Origin of the sequence: Streptomyces sp. NPDC059649 (assembly GCF_042734445.1) — a bacterium.
Taxonomy (GTDB): Bacteria; Actinomycetota; Actinomycetes; order Streptomycetales; family Streptomycetaceae; genus Streptomyces.
Genome location: NZ_JBHWDV010000001.1, coordinates 79,708 through 97,964 on the forward strand (window position 1 = coordinate 79,708; position 18,257 = coordinate 97,964).

An 18,257-nucleotide genomic window follows, 5' to 3' on the forward strand; every position below is an offset into this window, starting at 1 on the left:
AGGGCGGAACGACCCGCCTACCGTAGGGCGCTGCCGTTGACGGGGGGAGAGGCATGACCATCGAAGATTCCGTGTTCCGTGGGCGGATGCCCGGGCGGGCCGGGGACCTGGCGGTTGAGGGGCACGGCATCGAGCCGGTGCCCGAGAGCAACCGCTACGGGACGCCGGGGCGGCTGTTCACCGTGTGGTGTGCGCCGAACCTGACCATGACCGGGGTCTTCACCGGCACGGTGGGCGTCTCGCTGGGGCTGGACTTCTGGACGGCCCTGGTCGCGATGGCCCTCGGCACGGTGGTCGGCGCGCTGCCGGCGGCGTACCTGTGCACCTGGGGCAGCCGGACCGGCACCGGCCAATTGCCGCTGGCGCGGCTGGCGTTCGGCGCTGGTGTGGTGCTGCCCGGTGTCACACATTGGCTCACCTCCGTCGCCTGGGACGCCCTGATCGGGCTCTTCGGCGGTGAGGCGCTGGCGCAGCTGCTCGGCCTGCCGTTCTGGACGGGCGCGCTGGTGGTACTGCTCCTGCCGGGCGTCGTGGGGGTCTTCGGTTACGAGGTCCAGCACCGGCTCCAGACCGTGATGACCTTCGTGCTGGCCGCCGCGTTCCTGGTCATCGGCGGCAAGCTGCTGAACGGCGTGCCGCTGCCGGTGCCGGGCACCGCGCACGGCGCCGACCGCCTCGGCGCGTTCGTGCTGACCAGCACCGTGGCGCTCGGCCTGGCCGTCTCCTGGGCGCCGTACGCCTCCGATGTCAGCCGCTATCTGCCGCGCAGCACCTCCCGGCCGCGGATGTTCTGGTACTCGCTGCTCGGCCTGGCGGCCTCCCTCGTCGGGGTGCAGACGCTGGGCCTGTGGGGAGCCGGGCTGTTCACCGACCAGACCGCCGCCGGGGTGCACGGCCTGCTGGGCGGCGGGGTCCCCGGCGCCTTCGGTCTGCTCGCCATCGCCGCCGCGGCGGTGTGCAGCAACGCGATGAACGACTACAGCGCCTCGCTGGCCCTCCAGGCGGCCGGCCTACGGGTGCCCAGACCACTCGCCGCCGCGGCCGCCGCCGTCCTCGGGTTCCTGCTCGTCCTGTGGCTGCACGCCGCGCACACCACCGTCCGCTTCCAGTACCTGCTGCTGTTCGTCGGCTACTGGATTCCCGGCTTCGTCGGCATCGTGCTCGTGGACGCGTGGGCGCGGGCCAGGGCCCGGGGCGGTGTGCCGATCGACGTGGTGGCCGAGTTCGGCCGGCCGCAACCGTGGTGGCCGGCGTGCGTCGCCTTCCTCGCCGCGTTCGGCGCCGCCGTGCCCTTCATGAACACCTTCCTCTTCACCGGCCCGGTCGCGGCCGCGCTGCACGGCGCCGACCTCGCGTACTACGTGGCCTTCGCCGTGTCGGTGGCGGTGTACGCGCCGCTGCGGTGGATGCTGCGTCACCGGGCCGCGGGGGCGCCGGAGCCTGGTGTGGCGGTCGAGGCAGTGCGCGACTGAGCACGCCGGCCGGGGCGACCGTCACTCCCCGGGCAGTGTGCTCAGCCAGTGGCGGCCCCTGGCGCTCCAGCCCAGGAAGCGGCGGGCCCGGCCGCCCCGCGCCGTACCGTCGGGCCCGAAGCTGCCGCCCCCGGCGACCAGGCGCAGGCCCGCCACGGCGGGCGCCAGCCGGGCGGTGACGTGCCGCGGATGGCGGGCCGATTCCTCGTCCAGCCAGGCCAGCACCCGGGCCTGCTCGCCGGGCTCGCACAGCGCCAGATGGAACACCAGGTGCCGCCAGGCGTACGCCGCGTCCTTGATCGTCGCCAGTGGCCTCGGGTGGTGCTGCACCTGGGCCGTCAGCCGGCACACCGTACGGAAGCAGCGCCGCGCCAGATCGGCCGGGCCCGGCTCCGGGGCGATGCCGACCCGGCCGACCAGCGTGGCCAGATTGTGCGTGGTCAGAATCTGGGCCTGCTCGATCACCGCACCGTTCTCCGCCACCGAGCCGTGCCCGGACACCCCGGCCCGCTCGCTGCACAACCGGGCGAAGCCCGGCGACGTCCGCGGCTGATGGCCGCTGACCAGCGCGGTGCTCGTCTCGACGATCGCCAGATTGCGCAGCGCCGCGTAGTCGATGCCGTAGTAGCGCGCGTAGAGCGTGCCGCCCAGCAGTTCGCCGGCGATCCGCGCCGCCGTGAGGAACTTGCGGGAGAACGTCCCCATGAAGATGTCCGCGGCGAGTTCCTCGACCAGAGGGGCGTCGAGGTCCGCCTGGCGGGCCAGCGAACTCAGTTCACGGATCAGCGGGTTGGGCAGGAGCGTGCCCGGGAAACCCTGGACGGCCAGCTCGCCGAGGTGCCGCAGGGTGGTGAGCGCCTCGTCCTGGGCGGCGCCGGCCGCCCGCTGTCCGGCCACCGCCCGCACCCACGGCAGCTCGTCCACCCGTACCTGCCGCTCCAGGTTGAGCAGCAACAGCGAACGGCGGCGCGCGAACGCCCGGTAGTGGGCGGCCATCAGGCGGCGCAGCGCCGCGTCCGGATAGGCCTGCGCGGTCGTCGTGGCCACCAACTGGGGCACCAGCTCGGCCAGTACCTCCGCCGACGGCACCACACCCCGCTCGATGAGGGTGCCGACCGGGGCGCTCAGCGTGGACCCGACGACCTGCCGGATCGCCGCCGGAACTGCTGCTCCCCGGGGCAGATCGGTTTCCCAGTGCTCCTCTTCCGTCACCGGGACGACCAGGGACTCGACATCGGCCGCCCCCACGTCCTGGGGCAGCTCGCCGAGCCGGCGGAGCACCAGCTGCGCCATCGTGTGGTGGGACGGCAGCGCCGCCTGGGCCGCCTGTCGCGCCCGCAGCGCCGTATGCGCGACGGAACCGGGGGCTCCGCGCCGCCGCACCATGGAGGACACGGCGTGCCGCAGCAGACCGAGCCGGCGGGCCTCAAGGGGACGCCCGGCGACGGTGGTCTCCAGAGAGGCACGCAGGATGGCGAGGTTCTCCTTGGGCTTGCGGTGCTTACCGCAGTGGGTGTGGGCCGCGGCCAGCCGCCGGTAGCGGTCCAGCAGCGCGGCCCCGCGCGCGAGCCACTCCTCGTCGGGCGTACGGGCCAGCACCCGCCCGCCCTCGGCGGTCTCCAGCCAGTGGACCAGCAGCTCATCGGCGAACGGCTGCCAGACCGTGAGGGCCTCGCGCTGCGCCTCGACGGCCGCATGCGGCCGACGCCCCGCCAGGGCCTGTCCGGCCTCGGCGACCGTCCGGCGGTGCAGTGCGGAGGCGTCCGGCGCGGGCGCCGCCGCCGGCCGCGGGGTGAACCGCAGCTGTCCGGCGAACGGCTCCAGTACGTCGACGAGTTCCAGCGCCTCGACCACCTGCCCGGAGCGCACCAACCAGGCCACGGTGAGCAGCGCGGCCTCCTCGGGCACCGCGACGTCGTAGCACCCGTCGTCCAGCATCCGGCACAGCCCGGCCAGGCCGTCCTCGGTCAGGGAGTACGCGAAGAGCGCCCGGCGCTCGGCCGGAACGCCCGCCCGGCGCGCCGCGTCCCGCTCGTACGGCAACAACGGACCACCGGCGCTCGCCGCACCGGTCGCGAAGCCGCCGCGGACGACCTCCGGTGTGACCCAGGCCGGCAGGCCCGCCACCGGGGTCCGCGAACCCACGGTCAGGCGGCCGGTGGCGATTCCGTCGAGCACGCTCCGCCAACGACGGATCCGCTCCTCGGCGCGCCGGCGGGTGGCGGCGTCCTCATGGGTGAGCGCGGTGCCGAAGGCCCCGGCCAACTGCGCCTGGGCGTACGGCGGGCCGCTGGTGACAGGAAGCTGCTGCTCAGCGTCGTCGTTCATAAGCCGACGTGGCGGGTGCTGCCCCCGCTCCCTCCGGGTCTCAAGCCCGGTGCTCTGCTGTTGAGCTACACGTCGATGATGCGGGAGCGTAGGCGGCCCGGAAGCGGCCGGGCAAACGCATTTTCGGGGAGCGGAGAGGGAGGGGGAGGGGAGCGGGGAGAGGGGGGAGAGGGGGCGGGGAGGGTCGTCCGGTGAGCCGGGGCCGGTGGGGCGGGGCGGCGACGGTGTCGGTGCGGCGGTTCACCGGCTGCGGGGCAGGTCAGGGGCATTGTCAGACCCTGCGGCTACGGTCGCCGGTATGAACGAACTGTCACCGCACGCGGCCCAGTTGCTCGCCGCCATGACCGGACCACAGCCGGATGCCGGGTGGTCCGGCGGCCTCTGGGCCGCCTGTGCCCAGCTGACGTCGGTGGAGCTGGGCATGCTGCTGCCGGTCGCGTACCGTACCCTCGCCGACGAGGACGCGCCCGACCACGCCCGCCAGGTCGCCCGCGAGGTCACCTGGACCAAGGTGCAGCCCTCGTTCACCTCCATAACGCTCACCCAACTCTTCCTGGCGCTGGCCGAGTCCCCGCGGCCGCGCGATGTGCGGTTCGCGGCCGGCGGCCTGCTCCGCTGCACCGAAGCCTGGGACGAGGAGGCGCTGAAGAAGCCCGCGGCCATCCTGGTGGAGGTCGCCGGGCGCAAGGCCGACGAGAACGCCGATGCCGCCCTTGCGGTGGCCGCGCTGGCCGGCCCTGATGCCGAACGCGAGCTGGCCGGGTGTTTGCGGGACCGCTACGCCGACAGCCCGTTGCGCTCCGCGGAGATCGAGGTGCTGCTCGCGACGGGCCCCCGTGAGCGGGCCCTGGTCGCCGAGGACCGGCGGTACGCACCGCTGACCGGCGAGTGGCCGCTGTTGACCGGTGCCGCGCTCGGGCCGTCCGCCGAGGAGCTGCACACCGAGCTGGCCCGCCAGGTGCTGAGCACCGCGGCCGACCACCTCGCCGCACTGCACGCCGGCCGGCTGCCGTACGCCGCCGACAAGGCCTTCACCGGCGCCGACACCGACACCCTGTGGCGGGCCGCCCGGCGGGCCCTGCGGCGTGACGAACCATGGGCCGGGCAGCTCTTCGCGACGCTCCTGCCGCACAGTGCCGTGGCCCCGACCACCGCGAAGACCCTGCCGTCGCAGGCCGCCTGCATCGGTCTCGCGCAGGCCGTCGAAGCCCATCCGACCCCGGAATCCCTGGCCGCACTGCGTGAGGCCCGGCGCGTCGTCCGGCACGCCGGTGTCACCAAGAAGCTCGACCGCACACTGCGGCGCGCCGAACGCAACCTCGCCCGGCGTCTCGAACTCGCCCTGCGACTGCCGGACTTGGGCCTCGATGCCGAGGGGACCCGGCGCCTCTCCTGCGGCCCGTACACCGCCGTGCTCACGGTCGGCGAGGAGGCCACCCTCGCCTGGGAACGTGCCGACGGCCGGGCGCTGAAGTCCCTGCCGGCCGCCGCCCGTCGGGACCACCCCGACGAGGTCGCGGCCGCCCGAGACCTCCTGGCGAAGGCACGCGCTCAGATACGCACGTTGGTCCGCGGAGTGGAAGGCGGCTATCTGGAGGGCACCGTCCACCGTTACGACCGCTGGCGCGAGGCCCTGGCCAACAGTCCCGTGGTCCGTGGCACCGCCGCACGCCTCATCTGGGAGGTCGAGTACACGCCGGGGGAGTGGCGGGCCGTCCTGCCCGCGGCAGGGCCGGCCGACGACGGTCCCGAGCCGGCCGGGTCCGCCGCGGTCCGGCTCTGGCATCCGGCCCGCGCCACCGCCGCCGAACGGCACTACTGGCGCGACCGGATCACGGAGCTGGGTCTGCGCCAGCCGTTCCGCCAGGCCTACCGGGAGCACTACCGCCCCGAGGACAGCAGAGACCACACCACCGGAGACCACACCACCGGAGCCGGTGCCACTGGAGACGGTGCCACCGGAGACCCCGTCGGAGGTGCGGTCGGCGGAGACTCCGCCCACTCCACGTCCATGTTCCACGGTCACCTGGTCCGGATCGAGGCGGTCCTGGGCCTGGCCGTGCGCCAGGGCTGGAACATCGAGGACGAGGTACTCGTCCTGCCGGTGGGCGGATCGGGCGAGTTGACGGCCTGCTTCGTCATCGCCGGGTCTCTGTATCCCGGTGCCAGTGGCTGGGCGGAGGCGTTGGACGTCATGCTCCTGCGCGCCGACGGAAGTCCCCAGCCCCTGGCGGAGGTCGATGCCGTACGGCTCTCCGAGATCCTGCGCGCCGTCGACCTGCTCGTCAGCGCCGGCAGCTTCGGTTGGTGCGAGACCCACACCCATGAACCCGGCGCCTGGCAGCAGCTGAACCGCCTCTACGGCCAGCCGCTGGGCGAGGGCGCACGGATGCGCCGGGAGGCACTGCGCCGCATCCTGGCGGCACAGATAGCGTCCGGCCGGGTCGAACTCGGCGAGCGGCAACTGCTGTTGGACGGCCGTTACGCCATCCACCTGGCCACCGGACGGGTCACCCGCGACGGCGATCCGGTGGAGATCAGCCCCCCGACGGGACGGCGGGCCGCTCCCCTGCCGTTCCTGCCCTACGACGAGACGCTGCTGGAACGTGTGGTGCGCACCGTGGAGCACCTCATGGAAGGCACCGGCACCTGAGCCGAGGGGCTCGGGCGGTGGCCGGAACGGCGTCGTCCCCGCGCAGCCGCGGATCTGCGCGGGGACGGCCGTTGATGCGACTGGTGCGCTCGTGACTACCGGTGGCCTACCGGTGTCATGAGCGGTTTAGAGCGGACGGGCCCACAGGTCCCACTGGAGCCCCGAGCCGTCGCAGAAGGGGTCGGCCCACTTGCCGCTGGCGACCAGGTCCGTGCCGGCCGCCTGGCAGCCGCTGAGGGTCCAGAACTTCTTGCCGGTCCACACCGTGCCGGGCGGACCGTCCATCGGCCGGACCTGGTGCCGCACGGAGGCGGCGGGCTTGGCGGCGGTGGCGTGGGACTGCGTGGCGGTCTTGGCGCCGGTGGTGGCGTGGGCCTGGGCAGCGCCGCCCAGACCGGCGACCGTGAGCGCGGCGGCCGCCAGCGCGGTGGTGAGAACTCGCCTGTTACGCACGTTGATGTCCTTTCCCCGTAGGTCCGGGCCCCGTTCGGGCCCGTCACCCCGTACACGGAGAAGGGGACTTCGGCGTATGACACCCTCCTGTGTGACCTGAGTCACATGAGGGAGGTGGGCTCCCCTTGGTGGGTCATCGACCGATGGTGCCGTCGAGTCGCTCGCGCAGCAGATCGGCATGGCCGTTGTGCCGGGCGTACTCGGCGATCATGTCCACCAGGATGCTGCGCAGCGAGACCGGTTCGCCCGTTCTCTTGCGGATCCCGGTCTCCTCCAGCGAGGTCGCGGCGGCGACGATCTCCCGCGACCGGTCGCACTCCGCCCGCCAGAGCGCGAAGGCCTCGTCGACATCGCCGTCGAGAGCGGTGAAGTCCTGGTGGGGATCGTCGTCGGAGTAATACAGCAAGGGCAGCTCCTCACCGGCGAACTGGATCCGGAACCACCAGCGTTCGCAGCCGGCCAGATGCCGGACCAGACCGTGCAGGGAGAGCTCGGAGGGCGGCACCGCCTTGTGGGAGAGCTGCTCCGCCGACAGGCCGGCGCACTTGAGCGCGAAGGTGGCGCGGTGCCAGTCGAGTACGGCGCTCAGCGTCTCCCGCTCACTGCCCGTCGAGGGCGTCGGACGGCGGGAATCGCTCTCCAGCTGGGGGGAGTAGTGCGCAGGGGTCGCTCGGTCGGTCATCGTCTGGCTCCCATCGTCGGACTGCTGGCGCCGGGCGCCCGGCATCGGGCTTTCCGGTACCGGGCTCCCGGGCTCGCGGTCCGCGCCTCGCGGACTTGGACGGTTCCGGTGTGGATACCGCCGAGTCTCGCAGGGACCACTGACAATCGCGGCTGGGCGACGGGCCCGTGCGGATCCGCACGGGCCCGTCACCCACGGCGGGTTCTGACGCCCGAGGCCGCTACGGCGCGATCCGCCAGCTCAGCGTCCCCGACATCTGCCGGCGCAGGGCCGGGTCACGGACCGCGGCGGTCCGGTCGGCGGCGCGGGCGGTGACGGTGTGCCGGCGGCCGTCGGCCGGGACGCCGAGGGTGCGCGGCACGACCGTGGTCCGGCCGCGTGCGGACTTCCGTTCCCGGCCGTCGACGTACCACTTGAGCTGCGCGGACGCAGGCACGGTGACATGGATGCGGGTGCCGCGGGTGACCGCCCGGTCGGTCGCCAACGGGCTGCTGAGCACGCTGCCGAACCGGTAGAAGCCGGCGATCATCGCCTCCCGGCCGGGGAGGTTGAACTCCCGCCCGAGGCTCCGCATGATCGAGTTCTCGGTGGGGCGGTTGAGCCCGTACTGGTAGTAGCCGCCGCCCTCGTAGGCGCCCACGGTGCCGCCGTCCGGGGATTGCTGGCCGAGCCAGCGGTACCACTTCTGACGCTGTGCGGCCATCTGGTCGGCGGAGAGGGTGGTGAGGTTGGACTGCTGGGGCTCGGGCCCGGAGTAGGTGCCGGACTCGCCGTAGTCGTACTCGTCGGCGAGCTTCCCGAGCGAATGGCCGGTCTCGTGCACCGCGATCTGATCGGACCGGTCGTTGTCGGAGGAGGCGGTGGCGATCCCGTCGTAGCCGACCTGGGAGGAGATGTCGTTGTAGCCCGCGCCGCCGTATTTGGTGGAGTTGGAGAGGACCACGACCAGGTCGGCGGCCGGGGCCTTGGCGGCGTACGCCTCGACCTTCCCGGTGTCGACGCACAGCAGCCGCTCGGTCCCGTCGCAGAAGAACCCGGAGCCGAGGGCGGTGTTCCGGACCACGTCCTGGGTCGGGTCGCCGGAGACGCCGGAGTCGTGGGAAACGGCGTCCACCGCCCAGACGTTGAACTGGCCGGTGTAGGAGGCGTACGGCTCCACGGCGCTGATCTTCGCCCACTTGGCGCGGACGTCGGCGTGGAAGTCCTCCTGCTGGGCGGAGGTGTAGCCGTCGCCGATGAAGACGATGTCCAGTTTGCTGCCGACCGGGCCGTTCTGGACGATCGGTGTGACCTCGCCGTCGCCGGCGGCGATCGCCGACTTCTGGGAGCGGGACAGCGGCTTCGGGGCCGCTACGGAGGTGTGCCGGGGGTGGCCGCCCGGGCCGGTGAAGTACTCCACCCGCTGGGTGGGTTGGGCCTTCGGGGAGGGGGCCGGGGCGGCGGCGCCCTGTGCGGTGCTCGCCGCGGCCGTGGTGGCGGCCAGTGCGGCGACGGCCAGCGCGCCGGAGACGGTGGTACGCAGAGAGGGGCGGCGTGGGCTGCGTCCGGTGGCACCACGGTGCCGACCGGTGCCGGGTATGGAGGGGGAACGTCTGAGCATGGGGGGTTTGTCCTTCCGAACACCGCCGCCGGAGCGGCGAGTTGAGCCCGATTCAGGCGCCGCTCAAGGTAGAGGGTCGGAAAGGCAAGGGCAACGGGAAACCGCAGGGATAACAGGAAACGACAGAAATAACGGAAAGCTCGGGGGCAACTGCGCCGTTCGATACCGGGCCGATCGGATGCCGGGCCGATGCGGTGTGACCGAGGTGGGCGTCGGAGTGTCAGTGCGGCGTGACAGCATCCCGGGCATGACGAGTACCGGTGTGCGTCGCGGGCTGGACCACTTTCGTGCGGACATCCCCCTCTACCAGCTGACCTTCGCCAAGGGCCTGTCGCCCACGGACCTGCTGGCCCGTATGGGGATCGATCCGGACACCTTGGCGCTGCGCGATGCGGCGGAGCTCGCCGACGAGTTCGGCGACACCCTGCTCGACGAGGACGAACCGGTGGTGACGACCGGCACCGACGGCGCGTGGTCGTGGGCATGGGAGCAGGGCGGCAGCCACGGGCTGGACGAGAGGATCCTGCGTGCGGTCTCGCAGGGCACGGACGCCGTCGCCCTGTACCACAACGAGCGGCCGATGCATTGGTTCAAGTACGCGGTGGACGGCGAGATCGTCGTCGACTTCCACACCCTGGAGCCGATCCGTCCGACCGGCCAGGACCCCCAGCGGCTCGATGAGTTCATGCGTCCCCTGGGGCTCGTCCCCGGGCAGTCCGCTCCGCTGCACAGCGTCCTGGCTCTCGCGGAGAGCGCCTTCGGGCTGCGCGTCACACCGGCCGGGGACGACGAAAAGCGCTGGAGCGGCAGCCTGCTGCCCCTGCCGGAGCAGGAAGAGCAGCCGGACTGAGCGCGCGCCCCGGCAACGGGAAAGCCAGGGCAATGGGAAAGCCAGGCGCCACAGGGGAAGCCCGGAGGCAACGGTGAAGCCGCCACGGCCCCGTGGACCCTGGACCGTGGCGGCACCCTGGTCACCCGCCGGGGCGGCCCTGCCCGGCTCAGACCTCGATGACCAGCTTGCCCCGGACGTGGCCCGCCTCGCTCAACTCCTGTGCCTTGGCGGCCTCGGCGAGCGCGAAGGTCTCGACGACCGGTACGGACAGCCGGCCCTCGACGGCGAGCTGGGCGTGCCGGACCAGGCCCGCGCGCATCTGCTCCGACGGCGTACCGCCCGCGGAGAACGGCACGCCGTGCTCGGCCGCGTTCGGGTCGGCGATGGTGACGATGCGGTCCGTCGTGCCGCCGCGCAGGGCGATCGAGAGCGGCAGCACATCGGAGCCGGCGGCGTCGAAGACCGCGTCCACACCCTGCGGGGCGGCGGCCCGGACCCGGTCGGCGAGCCCCTCGCCGTACGCCACCGGTATCGCGCCGAGCGCCCGCAGGAAGTCGTGGTTGGCGGGCGACGCCGTGCCGACCACCGTGGCGCCCAGAGCCACCGCCAGCTGGACGGCCACCTGGCCGACCGCCCCCGCGGCCCCGTGCAGCAGCAGCGTCTCGCCCTTGGCCAGGCCCAGCTCGTCGAGCACCCGCTGCGCGGTCTCCCCGGCGACGGGCAGCGCCGCCGCGGCCCGGAAGGACAGCTCGGCGGGCTTGGGAGCGAAGTCCCCGGCGAGGGCGTACTCGGCGTAGGCACCTGTACTGGTCCAGCCGAAGACCTCGTCCCCGACGGACACGTCGTGGTCGCCCGGGCCCAGCGCGTCCACGATCCCGGCGAACTCCAGACCGGGCACCGCGGGGAAGGTGGTCGGGTAGTGCTGCTCCACCCAGCCGTAACGCCGCTTGTAGTCCAGTGGATTGACGCCGACCGCCACCACCTTCACCCGGACTTCCCCCGGGCCCGGTGCGGGCTTCTCGGTCTCCCCGAACGTCAGCACTTCCGGGCCGCCGAAGCTGTGGTAAATGATCGCCTTCATCTTGAATCTCCCCGCTTTGGTAGGAGACCTCTCCTGCTGTGAGGTCTCCGGTGGTGTGAGGGCTTCAGCCTCGCCCCCGGGGGAGCCCCCGGTCCCCGGCCATCGGGCCAGTCCCCCCTGGCCGAAAGGCCAGCGCCCGTTCCGCCGCGCCTGGCTAGGCTGACGGCCATGGAGCTGACCGGAGCCGTACCCGCCCTGACCGCCGCCTACGAGGTGATCCGCCAGCCGCTCGGCGAGATCCTGCCGCGGCTCTCCGAGGTGCTGTCCGAGGCGGTCCCGCACCGCGCGGTGGCCGAACTCTCCACGCACTGCGCGCACTCACCGTTCAAGACGGCCGGCGACCCGGAGCTCACCGGACGGCTCTCCACCGCCGACCTGGCCCCGCTGCTCGCTGCCGGCACCCCGGGCCGGCCGTGGCAGGGGACGCTCGACCTGGCCGGTGCGGAGCGGCCGGTGCTCGCCGTGACCAGCCATGCGACGCCCCGCGGCGCCGTCCTGCTGCTGGTACGCGACGCGGCGGCCACTCCCGTCGACGAGGGCGTCACCGCGCTCGTCCAGGCCCTGTGGGACATCGTCACCAGCCACTTCGAACGGCTGGCGGCGGAGGCCATGCCCGGTGCGCTGGCCCGCTCACGGACCGCCGCGGGCACCCGGGCGCGGGTGATCGCCGAGCTGGGCGAGGCGTACTCGGCCGCGCTCACCGGCGTACTGGGCGTCCTGCGCAGCCGCACCCTGGACGATGCGGCGGCCCGCGCCGCCGCCACGGACCTGGCGGTCTCCGCCCTGGTCGAACTGCGCGCGGAGGCCGAACGGGACCAGCAGATCGCCGAGGAGCCGGCCGACCAGGCCTTCGCCCGGCTCGCCGAATCCCTCCGGCCGCTGGTGCGCTACAGCCCCGTACGGCTGGAACTGGGCGCGCCCGACTCCGTGCGGAACCTGGCCGCCGACGTGGCACACACCGCACGGGCGGTCGTCCGGGCCGTGCTGATGAAGGCGCTGGAGCAGGAGGCGGTGACCCGGGTGCACGTCTGCTGGCAGATCAACGAGGACGAGCTCCGCGCGACCGTACGGGACGACGGGCCCGGCACCCTCACGCCCGACGCACTGGCTCCCGGCCGGGTCCGGGAACGGCTCGACGTCCTCAAGGGCCGCCTGGACGTCGACGCGGTGCCCGGCTGGGGCACGACGGTGTCGGCGACGATCCCGCTCCGGGCGTCCCAGGATCCCGCGCCCGACCCGCTGACCGCCCTGGGCGAACGGGAGTTGGAGGTGCTGGCACGGCTCGCGCTCGGACACCGCAACCGGGCGATCGCCCAGGAGCTCCACATCAGCGAGTCGACGGTGAAGTTCCACGTCGCCAAGATCCTCACCAAACTGGGTGTCGAGTCCCGGGGCGCGGCGGCGGCGCTCTTCCACGCCGTGGCGTAGGGCCGGTACCCGTCCGCGCTCCGTAGTGGAGGGAGGCCGACGGGCCCGCCCTTATGCGAGGTGCTTGCCGTTGCCCACGTGCCGGGCCTTGGGCACGCCGCTGAACCGCGCCGCCTGCCCGGCCGGCGCCGCGCGCATCGCCCGCTCCGCGCGGGCCCGGCGCTCCTCGCCCTCGTCCACCGGGGCCACATCGCTCCAGTAGATGTCCAGCATCGTGCGCAGCGACGTCGGTTCGTTCGCCGGTCCTATCGGGACGGTGATCCGGTCCAGGGCGCGCCAGAGTTCGTAGTCGGCCTGGTCGGCGATGCCGCCGGACCGGGCGTGCGCGGCCTGGTGGCGGCGGACCGCGCAGGCGAGGTCGCGCAGCCGGTCCCGGTGGTTCTGCGCGACCTGGTGGTTCATGGAGCGGTTGAGCTCCTTCTTCGCCTTGTTGATCTCCGACAGGGCGTTCTGCACCGTCCGGCTGAAGTTCGCCGCGCGGTGCCGCCAGGCGTCGTACTCCCGCTTCGAGGCGAACCACTCCTGTTTGCCGGCCGGTCCGCGGGCGAAGCACTCCAGGCGGAACCGTTCGCGCTCCTCGCGCCGCTTGCGCAGCACCGACGAACTGCGCTGGAAGAGGGTGTTGAGGGCCTCGCGGGTGCGCTCGATGAGCGCCGGGTCGATCAGGGCCGCCCAGACCTCCGGGTCGCGTGCGGGCGGGTGGGCGTGGTCGAGGACGAGTTGTTCGTAAGCGGCGTCGTCGAGACGGGACAGGCGGCCTGCGTCCATCAGTCGGCCTCCAAGCCGGTTGTGGGCTGCTCCGTCCATGGTGGCGGCTGGGTGTGACAGGCCGACAGGGCGCACTCGGGCCGCCGCGAATGCGCCCGTGGCACGTGCCGGGCGTGCGGTCCGGGAACTGGGGGAGCGGGGCGCGCGGTGACGAGGCGCGGGCTCACTGCGGATATGGCGTACGGCGACGCTCACTGCGGATACGGCGTACGGCACCGCTCACGGCGGATACGGCGTACGCGTGAGCACCTCGCAGCCGTCCTCCGTGACCAGTGCCGTGTCGGAGCACGCATAGGTACCCAGCCGGTCGTCCCGGACCCAGGACTGGACGTGGAACGTCATTCCGGCGCGCAGCCGCAGCGGGTTGCCGGGCCGCAGGGTGCGGGTGCCGCCCATCCAGCTCGGCGGGAAGCCGATCCCGACGAGATAGCCGCAGTGGTGGCGGCGGTACTCCCGGCCGATCGCCTGCTCGACGACCGCACGCCATGCGCCGAAGACCTCCTCGGCGCTCCGGTCCGGGCGCAGCGCCGCGCACAGGGCCCGCATCGCCTCCTGCGATGCCTCGGCCGCCGGGCGGTGGCGGGCGGCGTCCCGGGGGTCGAGGTGGTGCAGCCGGGCGAGGGGTGCGTGGTAGCGGCCGTAGGCGGCGGACAGCTCCAGGAAGACGCCGTCCCGGGGCCCGAACTGCCGCCGCGTCCAGGTCAGATGCTCCTGGTCGAGCCGGTCGGTGCTGCGTACGAGCGGGGCGAAGCCGGGCAGGTCGCCGCCGGCCCGGAACATGGCGTCGTGCACCACGGCGGCCACCTCGTTCTCCCGCGCCCCGGCGGTGGCCGCGGCGAGACCGGCGGCCATGGCCGTGTCGGAGAGCCGGGCCGCGGTGCGGAGGTGGCCGATCTCGCCGGCGGTGTGCACCGACCGCCGCAGGATGAGCAGGGTGCTGCAGTCCGTCCAGGTCACCGGCACGTCGTGGCGCAGCCGGTCCCATACGGCGGGCGGCAGGGTGAGCGCATCGGCCTGGTACCCCACCCGCTGTGCCGGACGGGCCAGTTGGGTGAGCGCGTCGACCAGGGCCTCGGCCGGCGCGGTGCCGTCCCCGTAGCCGTGGTGCGCCACGTCATGGGTCTGTGCGCGGGCGGTGGGGGTCTCCATGGCCCGTTCGACGAGGACGGGCGTCCCGTCGAGGGGCAGGAGGAGCGCGGTGACCGCGAAGTGGCCCTGGTGGTTGAGGCCGCAGTGGTAGTGGATGTCCTCGGGGGCCGTGACGAGCAGCAGATCCAGCCCGTCGCGTGCCATCGCCTCCCGGGTACCGGCCAGTCGCCGGGCGTACTCCTCGGGCGGGAACCCGGGTTCGGGCAGGTGGGGCCGGTCGGGCGGCTGGGGTTGCTGGGGAGGGAGATGCGCCATACGTCCAGTCTGCCCCGGTTGTTGCGCCGGCTCCCGTCGGAATCTGACGGGAAGTGAACGCCCGCCGGCCGTCGTCCGTACCTTCCGGCAACCGTGCCCCGCGGGGGCATGGGCCGACGAAGTGAGGAGCGCCCATGACCGACGCCGGTAACCCGCAGCTCCAGGCCCTGCCGGACGGTGAGGCCCAACTGTCGCTGGTGGTGCGTCTCCAGTGGGAGGACGTCGCCGCCCTCGGCCAGGAGGCCACCCGGCTCGCCGCCCGGTTCAAACGCCCGGTGACGCTGGACGAGGCGGCGGCCCACCGGCTGCGGATGCGGCCGCCGGCCGCGCCCGTGAAGACGGTGCCCCAGGAACGGACGCCACCCGCGGTCGCCACGACCACGGTGTCCCCGCTGCCCGCCCGCTCCCCGCAGGAACAGGCCCGGCAGGCGATCGAGCGGATCAACGGCACCGCCGGTCATGAAACGGCGTAGCAGCAACCACCGGCCGGGGGCCGGCCGCAGGAGATGACCGACCCGCCGTCAGCAGTGCCGGTCGACGTACCCCTTGGTGCCGGCCGGCCGGAGGTCCCGGTCGCGCAGGGTGACGGAGAGCCTCGGGCCCCAGGTGCGGCAGGCGGCGGTGAAGTCCTTCTCCCGGTACTCGATGACGAAGATCCGGTCCTCGTAGGCGTCCGCGAAATCGCCGCACTCCTTGTAGCGGGCGCATTCCTCGACGACGGCGAAGTCGAAGCCGATGGACCGGCGGCGGGGCAGCAGGTCGGCGGTGTTCTTCTGGGCGACGGCCAGTTGCCGCCGGTGGGCGCGGCGGGCCAGCAGCCGGGCGAAGGCCGCCGCGTCCCCGGCGGTGAGCCGGCCGTCCGAGCGCTCGTAGGAATCGAGGTTGTCGGGTTCCACCGCGTCGTAGCCCGCCGTCGCGCAACCGTCGATCCACGGGCCGACGACGTCCATGAGTGCCTGGCGCTTGGCGGCCGTGGAGATGTCGAACAGCGGCTCGTCCCAGTCCCGATCGATGACCGGCCTGCCGTCCGCGTCCCGGAGCAGCAGGTCGGGGTGGTGCCGCTGCCAGCTGCGGATCTCGTCCGGCTGGGCCTGGAAGGCGTTGACGTAACAGACGTTGTAGCGGCCGGGGGCGGGCTTCGCCGTACGGTCGCGGGAGACCGCACGGACGCCGCGGGGCGGCGGATACGGGCCGCCGAGCTGGTAGTCGAACGCCGCGTCCGCGGCCGGCGGGCGGACCCCGCGGGGCGTCGTCGCACCGGTGCCCTGCGGGCCGCCGCCGGCGGAGCACGCGGTGCCGAACGGCAGTGCCAGGGCCAGTGCCAGGAGGAGGGCGCGGGTGGCGCGGGGGCGTCGGAGCTGCACGAAGTGGATCTTAGGTGCGAATGCGATGTTCCTTGGCGCCGCGCTGCGTTCGGTGACCAACAGCACAGGTACTGACCAGTAGCGTTACCGGTCCACGGGCCTAGAGTGAGGGCCCGATGGCGCCGTCGGACAGCCGGCGGCGGCCCGCACCCCTCTTTATCCGACCAGGGAGACTGCATGCGCTCTCCGAAGGACTTCTTCCGCCCGCTGGCCGTCGGTGCACCGGCACCGGTGCGCGAAGTACCCTTCCGGCCGTCCCGGATGATCCACTTCTTCGACCCGGGCAACGAGAAGATGGCGGCCAAGGTGCCGGACATCGCGCCGACCGTGGACGTACTGCTCGGCAATCTGGAGGACGCCGTCGCCGCCGACCGCAAGGAGGCGGCCCGCTCCGGCCTGGTGAAGATCGCCAAGGCGACGGACCTCGGCGACACCCAGCTCTGGACCCGGATCAACAGCCTGGACTCGCCCTGGGCGCTGGACGATCTGCTCACGCTGGTCACCGAGATCGGCGACAAGCTCGACGTCATCATGGTGCCGAAGGTGGAGGGCGCCGAGGACATCCACTACGTCGACCGGCTGCTCGCCCAGCTGGAGGCGAAGGCCGGGATCCAGCGGCCGATCCTGGTGCACGCCATCCTGGAGACCGCCACCGGCGTCGCCAACGTCGAGGAGATCGCCGGCGCCAGCCCCCGGATGCAGGGCATCTCACTCGGCCCGGCCGACCTGGCCGCCAGCCGCCGGATGAAGACCACCCGGGTGGGTGGCGGCCACCCCGGATACCTCGTACGCGAGGACCCGCACGGACCGGACGCCAGCGTTCCGCGGGCCACCTTCCAGCAGGACCTGTGGCACTACACCCTCGCGCGGATGGTCGACGCCTGCGCGGCGCACGGCATCCTGCCGTACTACGGGCCGTTCGGTGACATCAAGGACACCACCGCCTGCGAGGACCAGTTCCGCAACGCCTTCCTGCTCGGCTGCGTCGGCGCCTGGAGCCTGCACCCGGTGCAGATCGCCATCGCCAAGCGGGTGTTCTCCCCGTCCCCCGCCGACGTCGCCTGGGCCCGCAGGGTCATCGATGCCATGGGCGACGGCACCGGCGCGGTGATGATCGACGGCAAGATGCAGGACGACGCCACCTACAAGCAGTGCCAGGTCGTCGCCCAGCTCGCCGACGCCCTCGCCGCCCGTGACCCCGAACTGCGCGACGCCTACGCCGCGGCCGAGTCCCGGCAGAACAAGGAGTAAGTACGTGTCCGACGCGATCCTGCGGCCGCGCCGCTCCGTGCTCTACATGCCGGGCGCCAACGAACGCGCCCTGGAGAAGGCCAAGTCGCTCCCCGCCGACGCCCTCATCCTCGACCTGGAGGACGCGGTCGCCCCCGACGCGAAGACCGACGCCCGCAAGCGGGTCGCGGCCGCCGCGGCCTCGGGGGAGTACGGCTACCGCGAGGTGACGATCCGGGTCAACGGACCGGGCACCGAGTGGCACGCCGACGACCTGCGGGCCGCCGCCGAGGCCGGCCCGGACGCGGTCGTCGTCCCCAAGGTCGAATCCGCGGAGACCGTACGGGAGGTCGAGCGCGCCCTGGAGGCGGCCGGCGCCCCGGACCGTACGGCCATCTGGGCCATGGTCGAGACCCCGCGCGCGATGCTGGACGCCCGCGCGGTCGCCGCCGCCAGCGAACGGCTCACCGTACTGGTCATGGGCACCAACGACCTGGCCAAGGAACTGCACGCCGAGCACGTCCCCGGCCGGGCCCCGCTGCTGACCGGGCTGTCGCTGGCGCTGCTGGCCGCCCGGGAGTCCGGCAAGGTGATCCTCGACGGGGTCTACAACGACGTGAAGGACGCCGCCGGTTTTGAAGCGGAGTGCGTCCAGGGCCGGCAGTTCGGCTTCGACGGGAAGACGCTGATCCACCCCTCGCAGCTGGAGCCGTGCAACCGGGTCTTCGCCCCCTCGGCCGAGCAGGTCGAGCGCTCCCGGAAGATCATCGACGCCTTCGACGAGGCCACCCGCGAAGGGCGCGGCGTGGTCACCGTCGACGGCCGGCTGATCGAGAACCTGCACGTCGAGGACGCCCGCCGGATCCTCACCCTCGCCGAGGCGGTCGCCGGCCGCGACTAGCGACCGACGGCGCCCCTCGCGCGCCCGCCCGTGGACGGCCAAGGCCCCACGCGGCGGGCGC

At 73.1% G+C, this 18,257-nt stretch carries 15 protein-coding genes and 1 tRNA gene; 7 read left to right on the forward strand and 9 right to left on the reverse strand.

The features are described 5' to 3' along the window. Window positions 1-53: 53 nt before the first annotated feature. A complete protein-coding gene (locus ACFV1J_RS00410; protein WP_385854957.1) occupies window positions 54-1,472 on the forward strand; it encodes a purine-cytosine permease family protein in 1,419 nt (472 codons plus the stop codon). 21 nt (window positions 1,473-1,493) lie between these two features. On the opposite strand, the gene ACFV1J_RS00415 is transcribed toward ACFV1J_RS00410, so the two are convergent. Next, a complete protein-coding gene (locus ACFV1J_RS00415) occupies window positions 1,494-3,800 on the reverse strand; it encodes a hypothetical protein (RefSeq protein WP_385854958.1) in 2,307 nt (768 codons plus the stop codon). A 3-nt stretch (window positions 3,801-3,803) separates the two neighbouring features. Beyond that, window positions 3,804-3,875 (reverse strand) — tRNA-Ser (locus tag ACFV1J_RS00420). A gap of 223 nt (window positions 3,876-4,098) precedes the next feature. Between ACFV1J_RS00420 and ACFV1J_RS00425 the strand changes: the two genes are divergently transcribed. After that, on the forward strand, window positions 4,099-6,453 hold the full coding sequence (locus ACFV1J_RS00425) for a DUF4132 domain-containing protein (RefSeq protein ID WP_385854959.1): 2,355 nt from the start codon (window positions 4,099-4,101) through the stop codon (window positions 6,451-6,453). Between the two features lie 126 nt (window positions 6,454-6,579). Here the strand turns inward: ACFV1J_RS00425 and ACFV1J_RS00430 are convergent, their stop codons facing one another. The 3 genes from ACFV1J_RS00430 to ACFV1J_RS00440 form a co-directional block, all read right to left on the reverse strand. After that, complete coding sequence (locus tag ACFV1J_RS00430) at window positions 6,580-6,906, reverse strand: hypothetical protein (RefSeq protein ID WP_385854960.1); 327 nt, start codon at window positions 6,904-6,906, stop codon at window positions 6,580-6,582. Between the two features lie 133 nt (window positions 6,907-7,039). Next, window positions 7,040-7,588: a DinB family protein gene (locus tag ACFV1J_RS00435; protein WP_385854961.1), complete on the reverse strand. Its 549-nt coding sequence runs from the start codon at window positions 7,586-7,588 to the stop codon at window positions 7,040-7,042. 220 nt (window positions 7,589-7,808) lie between these two features. Then, window positions 7,809-9,188, reverse strand: coding sequence for a M64 family metallopeptidase (locus ACFV1J_RS00440; RefSeq protein WP_385854962.1), 1,380 nt, complete (start codon window positions 9,186-9,188; stop codon window positions 7,809-7,811). A 247-nt stretch (window positions 9,189-9,435) separates the two neighbouring features. Here ACFV1J_RS00440 and ACFV1J_RS00445 point away from each other — a divergent pair, with 247 nt between their 5' ends. Continuing rightward, entirely contained in the window at window positions 9,436-10,038 is a 603-nt protein-coding gene (locus tag ACFV1J_RS00445; protein WP_385854963.1) for a DUF6461 domain-containing protein, read from the forward strand. Between the two features lie 148 nt (window positions 10,039-10,186). Here ACFV1J_RS00445 and ACFV1J_RS00450 read toward each other — a convergent pair whose 3' ends face one another. Then, window positions 10,187-11,101 (reverse strand): NADP-dependent oxidoreductase, encoded by a 915-nt coding sequence (locus ACFV1J_RS00450; RefSeq protein ID WP_385854964.1) that lies wholly within the window; start codon window positions 11,099-11,101, stop codon window positions 10,187-10,189. 168 nt (window positions 11,102-11,269) lie between these two features. Between ACFV1J_RS00450 and ACFV1J_RS00455 the strand changes: the two genes are divergently transcribed. After that, on the forward strand, window positions 11,270-12,529 hold the full coding sequence (locus ACFV1J_RS00455; RefSeq protein ID WP_385854965.1) for a LuxR C-terminal-related transcriptional regulator: 1,260 nt from the start codon (window positions 11,270-11,272) through the stop codon (window positions 12,527-12,529). Between the two features lie 51 nt (window positions 12,530-12,580). On the opposite strand, the gene ACFV1J_RS00460 is transcribed toward ACFV1J_RS00455, so the two are convergent. Continuing rightward, a complete protein-coding gene (locus tag ACFV1J_RS00460) occupies window positions 12,581-13,297 on the reverse strand; it encodes a hypothetical protein (protein WP_385854966.1) in 717 nt (238 codons plus the stop codon). Between the two features lie 219 nt (window positions 13,298-13,516). After that, window positions 13,517-14,701, reverse strand: coding sequence for a M24 family metallopeptidase (locus tag ACFV1J_RS00465; protein ID WP_385854967.1), 1,185 nt, complete (start codon window positions 14,699-14,701; stop codon window positions 13,517-13,519). A 134-nt stretch (window positions 14,702-14,835) separates the two neighbouring features. Between ACFV1J_RS00465 and ACFV1J_RS00470 the strand changes: the two genes are divergently transcribed. Next, the gene (locus tag ACFV1J_RS00470; RefSeq protein WP_385854968.1) at window positions 14,836-15,174 is read left to right on the forward strand and encodes a hypothetical protein; all 339 of its coding nucleotides are present in this window, start codon (window positions 14,836-14,838) and stop codon (window positions 15,172-15,174) included. Window positions 15,175-15,222: 48 nt separating this feature from the next. On the opposite strand, the gene ACFV1J_RS00475 is transcribed toward ACFV1J_RS00470, so the two are convergent. Beyond that, window positions 15,223-16,065, reverse strand: coding sequence for an endo alpha-1,4 polygalactosaminidase (locus ACFV1J_RS00475; protein ID WP_385854969.1), 843 nt, complete (start codon window positions 16,063-16,065; stop codon window positions 15,223-15,225). Between the two features lie 177 nt (window positions 16,066-16,242). Between ACFV1J_RS00475 and ACFV1J_RS00480 the strand changes: the two genes are divergently transcribed. Next, on the forward strand, window positions 16,243-17,316 hold the full coding sequence (locus ACFV1J_RS00480; RefSeq protein ID WP_385854970.1) for an HpcH/HpaI aldolase/citrate lyase family protein: 1,074 nt from the start codon (window positions 16,243-16,245) through the stop codon (window positions 17,314-17,316). A gap of 4 nt (window positions 17,317-17,320) precedes the next feature. After that, entirely contained in the window at window positions 17,321-18,196 is an 876-nt protein-coding gene (locus tag ACFV1J_RS00485) for an HpcH/HpaI aldolase/citrate lyase family protein (protein WP_385854971.1), read from the forward strand. Window positions 18,197-18,257 lie beyond the last annotated feature (61 nt).